Here is a 13,511-nt window from a genome sequence, read left to right as displayed (position 1 = left end):
CTCGCAGGCACACCTTCATGCTTTTCAACAGGTTCCGAACTCGTCCAGCATTCGGAGGATCACATCGCGGATGCTATTGGCGGATAGATTGCTTTCGACGAACAATCCGTCTGCTAATCGCATTGCTTTACGAAGCGATGTAGCATCCGGCGTCACCGTGTGATGCCCACGGTTGCTGATGAAGTCGGGATAGTCATGCAAGGACCGAAACCGACCTTCGTCGCGAGAAACGAGATGCTGGCAGACCAGCCCATAGAGCCGTTGCCACGTGGTGACACCCGTCGTCGCATGCGGTCCAGGATGAATCCATACGGTCGTTTGTACGTAAAATCCTCATTCAACAAATGAGGGTCTTCACGGTCAAGTTCCGCGATGATTCTCTCGTTCTGTTCGCGATCTGAACCGCTTGCTTGCTCGGCCTCATCTAATCTCACGCTAGTGTATTGCTGAACCAGCTCCGAAAGCTCACTGGCGACTGAGTCGAACGCAGCCACCTTGGTGTTGTATGCGCGTTTGAAGTCGACGCCCTCTTCCAATGCCTGTTCATCGTTGTGGTCGATGGAAAGCCAAATGTCGTCGGAAAGCGCAAGCAAATTTTCACGAACCGCTTCTAGATCCTCGAGTATCAGTCGAGTTCGTGATGCGGCAGTTGGGTTCTGTGGTAGCATGGTTCAGCTTCATTAACACATTGAATATTGACAAATCCCGCCAGGCAATTCCTAGATTGCTAAAGTGATGCGAGTGCGACTCCAAGTGCTGGACTTAGTTGATGAATGATCTTGATCGCATCCTCAGCCTCCTTCGTGTAAAGCGGTGTGACACCAGCGTGGGAAGCAGGGTTGAGAATTCGATCTTTGATCTTCTTTACTTCATTGAGAAGTCGAATTGCATTAAGCTGTTTCCTCGATTCTTCGGTAAGCAAATCAAGAATTGCGTCGTGCAATTCAATTCGTGCTGCCAAGAGCTTGGCAACGAGCCGCCCTTTTTTCTTCTTATCGGCGACATCGATCTTCGTATGATCGATTCCTTCGTCGCGTAGCAGCTGCCTGAACTGCTCAGGCGTAAACTTCGCCTGCAACAAGTTGGCAAGCTCATACTGTGCTTTGAGAGCAAGCAACGTTTTCGCTTCACTGATTTTGGACTCCAAAGTTGCGAAGCCCCCTCGCTCAATCGCGTGGCTTCCGAACTTTTTCGTTTTCGCGGCTGACAGAAACTCTTCTAGCGACTGCTCAACACATTTGCGGAGTCGATTGCCGCACTCCGCAAGCTGATCATTCGCCAAAAAATCCTCGGCAATCTCAAGTTCGGTTTTGACAATATCTAATTGCGGACTGGCTTTGGCATCACCTGACAGCTTGGCGTATTGCCAGTCGTGATGTTCTGCTCCGATGTGCCGTCTAAGTTCTTGGAACAGGCCTATTTCATGAGTCAGGATGATCTTTTGATATCCAGAAAACTCTTGCGAGTTAAGCAACTCAACAACCTTCATTCGATTGCTCATGTCCAAGCTCACCAGCAAATCGTCAAGAACAAGCAGTTTCATCTCCGCCTGATGGAGATTAACGAGTGATGCTGCAAATCGTATCGAGAGGGCAAGCTGTGTGAGCTTGGCTTCGTTGAGAAAGGTCTGCGGTCGTGTAATTGGTTGTCCGTCGAGTTGAACGCCAAACTCTACCATTGGTACTTTGAAGTCAGCGTCTGATTGTCTGGTGCCTGAAAACGATGGTGGGCTTGTGACCTTGAGTTTCAGGTTGAGTTTGGCTGCACTGTCAGCGAAGTGATCGTCGTAAAAACGCTGCGCCCTGTCGCTGATCGAATCGATAATCGGACTCAATATCGCGGCGAATTCGTCTGTTCGAGCTCGAAATTGATCATATGCGTCGGTTCCTGCGATTCCCCGACTTCCCCAGGGATTAGGGTCGCCTGACTTAATGTAATCCCAGCAATCCTTGGGGTTCTTGTTGCTCGTTGAGACGCAGAATGGGAGGATCTCTCGCTCGAACAGCGGCCAGAGGTTGAACCGCTGTGAGTTGCGAAAATGGGAAAAGCCAAAGAAGAAACGATAGGTAATAAAGTCGCTGGCCATTTCACCCTTGGTTATCACCGGCTGGTTTCTGGTCCCGTGAGTATCGTGGCTTATTCGATAGGTCGTATCGTTCTTGGTGCGAGTATCGCGAAGCGTCAATGCGATTTCGCCGGGAACAGTTGCGGCGTCTTCGTGAATATTAAGCAATCGCTCAGGGCTAGCTGGATCGAAGTACTTCGCGATCGACATCTTTCGCCCGCTCTGCAAGAATGTGTAAAGGGCCCAGTAGAGCGAAGATTTCCCCGAGCCGTTTGGACCGTAGACAAGTAGATGTCGGCCTTCAAGATTAAGCGAGAAGTCTCGAAATGCCTTAAAGTTGCGAATCTCAATTCGATGCAGAAGCGACGCGGGAGCCATTTAAACACGCCCCTCTTTTTTGATCACCGCCAGTAGATCTGGACTGTCGGCCGAAATACGCAGCAGACGATTGCGGATCGGTGCCTCCGGCGCGTTATGTGTTCTATAGAAATAATCCAGATAGCCGCTCCGCTTCGATTCACTCGTAGAGGGATCAAAGTCTTCAAGCTCACTTACTAAGTCATCCAAAAACAACAGATCACGCTCGGCCATATGCTCTCTAAAATAGGATTCCATTACGCATCCATCAATTAGGTCTTCCAGGAACGTTGCGATTGACTCCATGCCTGATCGCCGTGCGTGCTGGACAAAATGAACCAACGCCCGAAACGTGTCTTGATACCTAGATTCAATTCGACGTATTGGGATCAGCTCGAAAAACGACTTCTTCACGCGATATGTGTTTCCCGCGTTTTCTGGGAAGTTGTTTTTGAAGCAGCAACGAAAAACCGACGAATTCAAAACACAGACAAGCGATTCGAGACATTCTGTGTCACTCGTCATGACGTAACAAGTATCATTGACGACGTAGTGTTCGTTGAGATCGAAATAGAAAGGGAGTTTCTGAGCTATTTCCTGGTACAAGATCTTTGGCTTCGAGAACACGTCTAGAAAATCACTAGTAGGGTTATTGTCGAGTTCAAGCCAATGATGTTGCCCTGGGTATTCCTGCTCACCAGCAGACCGCAAAGAAGCTCGGGAGTACTGGCATTGGCCACGCTTCCTTAACTGTTTTTCAAAGGCAGACAGATGACGGAAAACTGCTGGGTAGTCAACCTGAAGCGTTGTGTAGGAACCGAATGGGAACGCAAGTTGAAACGCATTGGGCCAGCTAACCCGATAACGCGAGATATCTCGGCCGCGAATGAGGCGATGGATCACATCTACTGAAGAGGGATCCTCTTCGACAATTTCATCACGCTGCTCCTGGCTTAGGTAGAACGCCTCATTGAACCCAGTCTTTATCCCATAGTTAATCTGTATGTTCCAATCCTTCAACTTTAAGCCACCCGCCTCAACAGCAGACTTAATCTCTTGAGTCTTGGAGGAAAGAACCACCCAGGGATCTTCAGACAGGCTGGATTGAACCACCGAATTTGCTAAGAAGTAGCGTGCTGGATCGGCCATTGCTGCGCGATCGTCACTTGCATAACACGATCGCACTTTTTGTCGAGACGGATTCGCAGCAAATCGGGTTATGCAGGTATATGTCGTTGCAGCACCAAAATTCTGTGCCATTCCGAAATCGAGTACGGCCTGCGTGTCGACCTTATTGCTAAGGAATTTTCGAAGCATTTTTCCGTAGCCGGCTCGCATCCATTTGTTGGAGGTGATGTATGTCAATGTTCCGTTATCGCGAAGGAGCTCTGCTCCGCGTTCGTAGAAAAAACAATAAATATCGCCGCGGGCCGCGTATGTTTTGTATCGATCTTTCCAACTATTCTGAACCGACGTACCTGCGAAACGTTCAACTGAGATGTAAGGAGGATTTCCAACCAAGAGATCAAACCCATCCGATAGTGACTTATCGAACATCCAGAGCGGCTCAAAGAACGACGCTGATCCCTGTGGGTCATACGGATCCCATCCAGCCAGCTTCAAAGCGGTGTCCTGATCCCAGAACGTAGACTGCTCGAGCTCTTTCGCCATCGCGGCTCGGATCTCTCGATCTCGCTTTTGCAGTGATTGCTTCTTCTGACGGGTTGTTGCAGCAAAATGGTCGTGACGGATTCGCTGCAGTTCCTTCTCGAGCTTCTGAATCTTCTTACTTTCGAAGAGTTCGAGCTGGGCGTCTTTCTTAAGCGAGATCAGCGTGTCCGCGGCGACGAACTTGGTTTCAAGGTTGGGTAGCGGTCGGATGCCGTGATTATCTTTCTTGCTACGGTTCGTGCGTTGGTCACAAATCAACGAGATGAAGAAACGCAGCTTCGAGATCTGGATGGCGATCGGTTGGATATCGACCCCGTACAAGCAGTTTTCAATGAGGTACAGCTTGCGACCATAGTCGTCGTCGTTATCGCGAAAGTCCTTTTCTATCGCTGCGACGGCGGCGTTGCGGGCAGACGAGTCTGGAATTTCGTCAGCTTTGTCAATTTGCAATTGCATCCACTTTGCGTTATCGGGATCAAGCTTGTGGATGACGTAGACAAGCTTTTGTAGCATCCCCATTGGGAACGCGCCGCTACCGCACGCGGGATCGAGGATTTTGCAGGCGTGGATCGCTTCGAGCAACGTGTCGATTTGATCATCGTCGAAGGGATGTGGCTGTTCGGTGTACGCGAAAAGCGATTCAAGCCCATCGCGTGCTGTGTCTTCACTTAGTCCTGAGCTTGTGAGCGCCGTTCGTAGGTGGGCCTTGAGCGATTCGTCAACCATGTATTCGACGATCGGGCGTGGCGTGTAGAACGATCCGGTTTGCTTTCTCGCGGTCGTTTTGGTTTCTTCGTTGTACGACGCCAATAAGTTTTCAAACACCTTGCCCAATAGTTCGGGGTCAAGAGCTATTTCTTGGTCGATGGGCGTGTTTTCAACGATTGTGAATTTGTAGGCATTTAGGATCCGAATAAGGCCACGAACCGTTTCATTTCGACGGGAACGGATGCCGTACGCATTCGGGCCAGAAAGGTCCACTCCATGTATCGGCTCGGAGAAAAAGAGGTAGTTGGGAACTTGAGGACGCTTCTTTTTGTTCCGTGAAAAGCCGTCGATGTAAAGTTTCTTGCCGGTTTTCTCATCGGTGCGATCCAGGCACTCAAAGAGACCACCGTTAAGAAATGGGATGTCAGCAAACTGCTTGATCGCTTCGTCAGCATCATGAAACAGCGCTTCGTAGCGATAGAGATTGTTGACGTCGTAGGTTGATCGGTTTTTCTTAAACCCTTCGTCTTTGGCGAATTCGCGGTATGATTTCTTGGTTTTCGGGTTTTTGCCCATCTGTTGGTTTAGTGTGCCGAAGAACAGATTTTGCAAAATTCCTTGATGGTAAGTATTAGAGTCGGATTTGAGATCGACGAGCAGTTCCTTCAACGCATGTTCATCGAACAGCGATGGCGGAATCAGCCCCTTCTCTTTGAGGAACCAGCAGAAGATCAGCCGAGTCAATAGGCGGATTAGCGATGTGGCATTTCGTTTGACTTCGTCTTCTTCAACGTCATCAGGGTACTCGACTTGCGTGAGTGCCCAGAAGTACCAACTGGCGAGTTCTCTATAGAATCGCTGGTTGAGCAGCTCTACGTTGAAGATTTGTTCCCATGCGACGTGTAGTGCGTCGAAGGTCTCGATCGGTTCGCGAGACTGTTCACGAAGCGTTTCGAGTGCGAAAGAAGCGAGGATATCCAAGTGGCCGCGATGGGGATCTTCAATCACGATGTCGCGAATGATCGTGACTTTGCCGAGGACATCACGCGACGAGTCTCGCTTGTTTTGCCTCCGGTTGATGACGGCGATTGACAGCACGGGCTGCTTTGCCGCTTTGTGTTTTAGTAGCACCATCACTGGCATCGGGAACACGCGATTAATTTGACGAGCGATGTCGGTCAACCGGCCTCGCGAGTAGTCGTCACCGCTGAGCTCGATTGCGAAGAACAGATACGATCGAAGTAATCCGGCGTTGATATTGGTTTCTTCAAACAGGCTTTTCTGAGTGGAAAGTTCGCTGTCAGTCAGCTGGAACAACAAGTCAGCTGATTTCCACTGATCGAAAAGTGCTTTCTGTTCATTGAAGACGCCGTCTTCGGCATTCTGCTTTACAAATTCTAAGAATCCTTCGGGCTTCGAGGACCCTAGGTCGATCGTTCTTTCACTGCTGTAGCCGAGCGTGCGCAAAAACTCGACCGCATTTTCGCAAAGCGATTTAGCAGACAGCGATTGGATGGATTGACGGATGGTGTCGCGAATGTCAGTCATATTATTTTAATCTTCGTCCGTGATTTCCGGTGTGGTGTCGTCAGGAAAGGCGCGGCGGACGACGCTGGTGAGTTGTTCGGCGGTGGGGAGTTTGCCTTCGAGTTCCGTTGGCAACTTGGTTTGCAATTCGTACTGGGCGACGCCGATCGGTTTAGGGGCTTGACTCTAAAATCGCGAGCCATGTGACCAAGTCAAAGTCGTCACCATCAGCCGCCGGGGTTTCTCCGGAAGTGGGCAGAACGGCGTCACGTCCGGAAAGCAAATTGGAAGTGGCCTTTTTGCGGAATGTGTTTTCGATCGACGCGAGTACTTTGGTAAGCAGTTCGTCGTAATGACTCATGTCGGCGCCGTCCGATGTGTTCGCATCAAACAAATTGCAAAGGCTTTCAATCGCACGAGGGTGATCCGCGGCTAGGTCGCGCAGCAACATCATCGCCTGCTTAGGCTGAGCGAAAGTCAATCGAACCGTGCCATCGTCCAATACATAGACGAGGTAATACGGAGCGAGCGGGTTCAGCCCGGCAGAGTCGGAGCTGACCATTTCTGGATTCGGAGAACCTTCCCCTCGTCGATGACGCAAACAGAACAACACGCCTGCTCGACCGATTGGAACTTCCGAGTTCGGTCCAACGACCGCATAGATTCCTTCAGGCGACTCCTCCAACTCGCTACGGTTCGCTTCTAAAAATCTCAACAAGTCAAGACGAAACTCGTCGAGAGAAAAGTCAGTCAATGAAACGCTGTCGTCAAGGTCTTCGAGATCCAAAATCTCATCTCGAAGTCGCTCGAGCTGCTTGTCGCGGAACAGCATGTCCTCTTTGATCAAGTCTTCGAGTTGGCTGGGGTCGAGCAAGTTATCGGCCTGCGTCGCCGACAGATCCACCAGAGCCATACGGGCTTCGACGCGATGTTTGACGTTGATGTAACGATCTAAATCAGCTACCGGCCAGAAGTTGACAAGCTGGACGCTGTCGTTGCGAGACCCGATCCGATCAATTCGCCCAAACCGCTGAATGATCCGCACGGGGTTCCAGTGGATGTCGTAATTGACCAACAGGTCACAGTCCTGCAAGTTCTGACCTTCACTGATGCAGTCGGTTGCGATCAGCATGTCGATCTCTTGGGCTTGATCTTCAAATTCGGACTCCTGCTCGCTACGACGTTTCGACATGGGCGAAAAGTTTGTCAGGATGCTGTCGTAATCACTTCGTCCCAGAGATGCTTGATTAGCACCATCGCCACGCACAAGGGCCGTATGAATTCCAAGCTCCGTTTGTGCCCAGCCGGCAAGTTCGCGGTACACGTATTGAGCCGTGTCGCTGAACGCGGTGAAGATCAAGATTTTCCGGTTTGGCTTGCCATCGCGGTTTGTGGTCGGTTTACTCGCTTTGCTTTGAATCAGCGATCGAAGTTCGGCTAGCTTGCCATCGCGAGCTGCCGTGACGACCTCAGTCTTCTTGAGCAAGAACTGCAATTGCGTGCGGTCGTTACGGACTTCCTTCAGCCATTCAGGAAGTTTGATGTGCGCTAAGTGTATTCGCCGCCGACCGCCAATCGTAAAATCTTCGCCCTCAAAATCAGGGTCCTCAAAGTCATCGGGCGTGAGAGAATCGAAGTCGATCTCAGGATTGGATTCCTGATGATTCTCAAACGCCTCGATCCGCTCTTCGAGTTTGTCGATCTTTTCGATAGTTCGCCCGAGCGTCAACCGGAATGAATCGACGGAACTTTCAAGACGCTTGAGGAAGTTAATCTTCATCATCGAGATCAAGATTCGTTCGCGGCCTTCTTGTGTAAACACGCCGTTGATTTTGGCTTCATAGCCAGCCCGAACTTCTTCGGGGAGATCATCACGCAGCTTGCTTGAAGGATGGTAAAGTGCCAGCGTCAATCGACCGATCTCGGAATCGAGCTGTTCAAAGGAGAGGAATTTTTCATCCAGGTCGATCGTTGCATGAATTGCCTTTGGCGGTGGCCGTTTGGGAAAGCCACCTAGTCGTTTGATCTCTTCGGCATAGTAAGTCGCGATTTGGCGGCGTGAACGAGCGATGCTAAGTCCGTCAAGTAACTTAAAGAAGTCACCGCCGATCGCGGCGATCAAATCTCTTGTCTTTCGTTGTTCCGCAGGTCGCTTGGACCAAAGCGTGAACTGTGCCTGTGCTCTACGCGTGGTTTCCTTGACCGACGCAATCCCCAGTTTCTGACGAAAGGCACGGTCGGCAACACTGTCTCGAGCAACATCGGCACCCGCGATAAACGATATTTGGTTCCTCAAGTCAGCCAGTTGATTATTCACCGGCGTCGCCGAAAGCAGGAGCATCTTGGTATTTGCACCGGAGGCTACAATGTCCTCCATTAAACGCTCGTACCGACTTCGTCGTCGCTTGGCGTCGCCAGGACGCTGAACTGCTTGCGCGTTGTTGCGAAAGTTGTGAGACTCGTCGATGACGACAAGATCGTAAGCGCCCCAGTTAAGGTCGGCGAGGTCGATGCCGTTCGACTCTCCCCGATCACGTGACATGTCGGTGTGGTGGAGTACATCAAATCGAAATCGATCGTCTGTGAACGGATTCAATTTGCTGTTGGCCTGATAGACGGTCCAGTTGCGACGGAGTTTTTTGGGACAGAGAACAAGCACTCGCTCATTGCGAAGTTCGAAATACTTGATGACTGCGAGCGCCGTGTAAGTTTTGCCGAGACCAACGCTGTCGGCCAAGATGCAGCCGTTGTATTGCAAAATCTTATTGATCGCCGCTTTGGCGCCGTCTTTTTGAAACGAAAACAAAGCCTTCCAAATATCGGTGTCAGGTAAAGCGAGCCTGTTGAGCGAATCATCAACGTCAAGATTACCATCCAGATATTCACGAAACAATTTAAAAAGCGTTAGGTAGTATACGAACTGCGGACTCTGGTTGGCATAAAGCCGTTCGAGGAACTGGATGACGTCCGCTTTGACGTCCCGGACCATTTGCGGATCATTCCAAAGTTCCAGAAACCACTGCTTTAATTCACGACGATCGCGATTACTGTCTACAACCAGGTTCAGTTCAATGTTGTTCCCTTGGCTACCGAGTCCAAGTCCGCGAACCGTAAAATTGGAACTGCCGAGAATCGCTTCTTCGACACCGTCACGGTCGACATGGTACATCTTGCCGTGAAGCAGGTTCGTTTGCTTGACAGTGCGAATTTCAACCTTATCGCGAATCCAGTCGGCACACTGGCGTGCGGCACGTTTCTGTTTCAAACGATTGCTGAGGTGCAATGAGGAATCTTGCAAAAGAAACGCTTTGGACTGATTCTTCTCGGGATCAAGGCGACTGACGAATGTTGGCTCGCCAAATAGAAAATTGAGGTGTCCGATGGAGTCCAGCGTCGATCTCAATGCCGCGTAAGCGTAGATCGTGAAGTAAGCGGAGACGATCGAAAGTTCAGAACCCGGCTTAACCTTCTCCATCAAAAAATCGCCGACGGTGCCGCGTCGATGATTGTCTCGGATGCCGGTGTCGACCTTCGATTCGATTGTTTTATCGCCCTTGCTCATGCTGGCTGAATACCGATACCTGTTTCGCTTTGATCTGCTTGATGTGAAGAGGAAATAATTTACGCTTACCCACCCCACCAAACAAGCTGACTAAAACGGTGAATTCGAACGGAACCCTTGGAAATCGCGGGCGTTTGACCCTTCGGATGTTGCGCCCGCTGGCGTATATGGCCGGCTTCGGTTCGATTGGTTTTTCGAAACGGGGGAATGATCAAAGGTAATACGATTCATTGTAATTACTCGCACTCGAGTGTTTTACATCGTGTTCGGAAGTCCCAGGTATCTGCGTTAAGACAGCGTGTAGACGGCAGGAGGCTCCGCGGTGCGGATCGGCGGGCGGTCCCTGTGCCCCGCGTGTGTCAGATAGGTGGGGCCGGAGGTGTGGCAAATCCATATTTCGCACCCTTTTTTTGCCTGATTGTTCCTTGAGAGAATGCCCACTTTTATTCAGTTGGTGCTGTAAATTGAATCGATCGTCCCGTGCTTCGCAGCGGAACCTTCTGCTCGGACGCGTCCGCGGGTGCACATGGTGCTGCGGTCTCATAGAATGCAAACCAGTGTCAATGGGTATAGACGAAGCAATATCGCGATCGTGGCAGACGAGTACGACAAAATTATCAAGAAGCTCGCTAAATTGCGGGTCGATCGCTCCAAGGGCATCGCCCCGCATAAGCCGCTGTTGCTGCTGGTCGTTCTGGAGCTTGCTAAATCCGGTCTGCTTCGCGATCCGCTTTTAAAACTGACGCCTGATCTGGCGTTTCGCTTTTCGGTGTATTGGTCCATCGTGGCCCATCGCCGTTCGCAACGGCCCGATGTTCGGTTGCCGTTTCACCACCTGGGTTCCTCCAAACTTTGGACTCCCCTGCAAGCGGACGCGGCGCCATCGAAACATCGCGAGTCAACGGTGTCGGTCCGGCTGTCTGACGCATTTTTTGCTGCGTTGCAATCGAGCCGCTTTCAGCAAGCCGCCGGTTACACGCTGATTTCAAATTACTTTGAGCATGCCGAACAGATCGCCCTGTACGAACTTGCCGGAATCGTGCCGCCGGCTGACTCGGCCACGTTGGATGAACTCGCTGCCGAAGTGGACGGCGAAGCCCGCGCCGAAGGACGCACCGCACGCTTCCGCGTCGATGTCGTCGCAGCCTACTGTCACACCTGCGCGCTAACGGGCTACCGCATCACGACCATCACTGGCCACAGTATCGTCGATGCCGCCCACATCCATCCCTTCGCCCGCTCGCGGAACGATGATCCGCAAAACGGCATCGCGCTCTGCAAGAATGCTCATTGGTTGTTCGATCTCGGGCTCTGGAGTATCGAGGATGACTACCGCGTGATCGTCGCCCCCAACGCCTTTGATGAAGCTTGCCCGACGCAAGAATCTCTGGCGTCGATGGCAGGCAAACGTCTGATCTTGCCGCGTGATGAACGGCTTTGGCCGTCGATGAAGCGGCTCGCTTGGCACCGACGCAAGTGCTTCCTTGGATTGGAAAATCGATAGCAATCGTCGCTGCGAAGGCAGGCGAGATGATGATGCGGAAATGTTGGATTGAAAAAGTGAAATTGACAATTGAAAATTGAAAACTTGGAATAGGGCTGGAGTACGCTGAGCGAGACGCTGGCCGCTGGCCGGAAGCAACCGCTTCGTTGCCAATGTGGATGCTCCAAAGCAAACAGGTGGTGGGATCGTGGTGGGAATCGAGCTATCATGCTCTGGACCGTGCAAATCGACACATTGGTGTCGTTTGACCGCCCTGTGTGCACTGCGCTTCGCTTACTCCCTGAACTTGCCATGACCCACACCGACCGTCACGAACAAATCCGCTCGCTGTTCAACCAGGCAGTGCAGATGGTTGATACCGAGCGTCGCTGGTTCCTGCACTCGATTGAAGACCGTGACCTGGCCGCAGACGTCGAACGATTGCTCGAGTCCTCGGCCTGCTGCGGTAGCTTTGGTGACAAAAAATCATCTTAGGGATGAGGGGGTAAGGACACATCGGACGGTGGAATGTGTTGGCGACGATGCACCTCCGCTAACGTAGCCTAGGCTTCCAGCCTGGAGACTCCATCGAACCCAGGCTGGAAGCCTAGTCTACGTGTTGCAGCTTCGCCGCTGTGAGGAGCTATGCCGAAAGACTTCTGCCGAGGTGCTTATATGACCGGACGGCGGAATGTGTTGGGGATGGTGAGAACACATCGGACCGCGGAGCGTCCCGGCGACTATCTGGCGACGATGCGGCGACTATAGGGCGACGATGCGGCGATTCCGACTCGTCTCCGCTTCATTTGCCTGATACCATGGTTCGCTGCTCCGTTGGTATTGCAACCCTTCCCTAGAGATGAGGCATCTGATGTGCGATCAAGATCATTTTGACGACGATTTGAAGAAGTATTCCCGACGTGACTTTAGTGCGATCGCAGCCGCTGGCGTTGGGGCGGCAATGTTGCTGCCCCGCGCGGCTGACGCCGTGGAGGTGAGTGACCGCGATGTCACGATTGAAACTCCCGACGGCCATTGCGATGCCTACTTCGTGACCCCGCAAACTGGCTCCCATCCCGCCGTGCTGATTTGGCCCGATATCTTTGGGCTGCGACCCGCGTTTCGCCAAATGGCAAAGCGACTTGCCGAATCGGGCTACAGCGTTTTGGTCGTCAATCCGTTCTACCGGATCCAGAAAGCACCGACCGCCTCCAAGGGAGCCAACACGCCGATCGCGGACGTCCGTCCCCTGGCTCGGTCCCTCGACGCGGCGACACACCAAACCGATGCGAAAGCCTTCATCGCCTGGCTCGACAAACAGCCTCAAGTCGATAAGAACAAGAAAGTCGGAACGACGGGCTATTGTATGGGTGGCCCCATTGTGATGCGAACCGCTGCGGCGGTGGCCGAGCGTGTCGGAGCGGGCGCCAGTTTCCACGGCGGCGGATTGGTTACCGACAAACCGGACAGTCCCCATCTGCTAGTCCCGCAAATGAAGGCTTCGTTCTTGATCGCGATTGCGGAGAACGATGACGAACGCGATCCCGAGGCCAAGACCACGCTGAAGGAAGCCTTTGCCGATTCCAAATTGCCAGCCGAGATCGAGGTGTATCCCGCCGGCCATGGCTGGTGTCCGCCGGACAGCAGGGTCCACAACGAGGAACAGGCGGAAAAGGCTTGGCAGAGAATGCTGGTGTTATTCAGCAAGACTTTGGTGTAAGCCGGACTCGGCAGTCCGCATTGACTGCGGTCGGTTTCGAAGTTGCGCGATTGCCGCTGTTCCCGGCCTGTCCTCCCCCGAAGCGTGACGGCGTGTTGATTCAATCCGCCGTCGCGAGTTCGTGGCCGGGTAACCGCGGTTCGCCGTAAACCAATGCAGGGCCGCTAATTCTTTGCGGTCGACATCCCTTCGGGCTTGCCCAAGTTCTTGCCTTCCTCAGGCGAAAGAGACTGCTGGCTTGGTCGCGTTTTGCCTTCCCCCGCTCGTTCCTTGCGACCCGCCCTGGGGAGGGTGAAGTGGGATCGGTGCCCAATTCAATGCGAGTTCCGATCAATGCGAGTTCCTCCGGCCGTCTCCGAGTTCCTCCGGGCGTCTCCGAAGTTTGGGGCGAGGGGGAAAGACGACGAAGTTGATTTCG

The 13,511-nt window shown here is 52.3% G+C and carries 7 protein-coding genes; 3 read left to right on the top strand and 4 right to left on the bottom strand.

Annotated features, from left to right (window positions below; genetic code table 11):
* Positions 1-152: 152 nt before the first annotated feature.
* From Pla52o_RS12735 to Pla52o_RS12720, 4 genes are all read right to left on the bottom strand, one after another.
* On the bottom strand, positions 153-668 hold the full coding sequence (locus Pla52o_RS12735; RefSeq protein WP_146594985.1) for a hypothetical protein: 516 nt from the start codon (positions 666-668) through the stop codon (positions 153-155).
* A 59-nt stretch (positions 669-727) separates the two neighbouring features.
* Positions 728-2,443 (bottom strand): AAA family ATPase, encoded by a 1,716-nt coding sequence (locus tag Pla52o_RS12730; RefSeq protein ID WP_146594984.1) that lies wholly within the window; start codon positions 2,441-2,443, stop codon positions 728-730.
* Positions 2,444-6,349: an Eco57I restriction-modification methylase domain-containing protein gene (locus Pla52o_RS12725; protein WP_146594983.1), complete on the bottom strand. Its 3,906-nt coding sequence runs from the start codon at positions 6,347-6,349 to the stop codon at positions 2,444-2,446. It abuts the gene before it with no gap.
* 151 nt (positions 6,350-6,500) lie between these two features.
* On the bottom strand, positions 6,501-9,890 hold the full coding sequence (locus Pla52o_RS12720; RefSeq protein ID WP_146594982.1) for a helicase-related protein: 3,390 nt from the start codon (positions 9,888-9,890) through the stop codon (positions 6,501-6,503).
* Positions 9,891-10,437: 547 nt separating this feature from the next.
* Here Pla52o_RS12720 and Pla52o_RS12715 point away from each other — a divergent pair.
* From Pla52o_RS12715 to Pla52o_RS12705, 3 genes are all read left to right on the top strand, one after another.
* Positions 10,438-11,394 carry an HNH endonuclease gene (locus Pla52o_RS12715; protein ID WP_197169208.1) on the top strand — a complete coding sequence of 319 codons (957 nt, stop codon included), beginning with the start codon at positions 10,438-10,440 and terminating at the stop codon, positions 11,392-11,394.
* Between the two features lie 291 nt (positions 11,395-11,685).
* Entirely contained in the window at positions 11,686-11,868 is a 183-nt protein-coding gene (locus tag Pla52o_RS12710) for a hypothetical protein (protein WP_146594980.1), read from the top strand.
* Positions 11,869-12,244: 376 nt separating this feature from the next.
* On the top strand, positions 12,245-13,093 hold the full coding sequence (locus Pla52o_RS12705; protein WP_146594979.1) for a dienelactone hydrolase family protein: 849 nt from the start codon (positions 12,245-12,247) through the stop codon (positions 13,091-13,093).
* Positions 13,094-13,511 lie beyond the last annotated feature (418 nt).

The sequence above is a fragment of the Novipirellula galeiformis genome (assembly GCF_007860095.1).
Taxonomy (GTDB): Bacteria; Planctomycetota; Planctomycetia; order Pirellulales; family Pirellulaceae; genus Novipirellula; species Novipirellula galeiformis.
The sequence above is the reverse complement of the archived record's forward strand: the minus strand, read 5'-3'. Positions and strand labels throughout refer to the sequence as shown.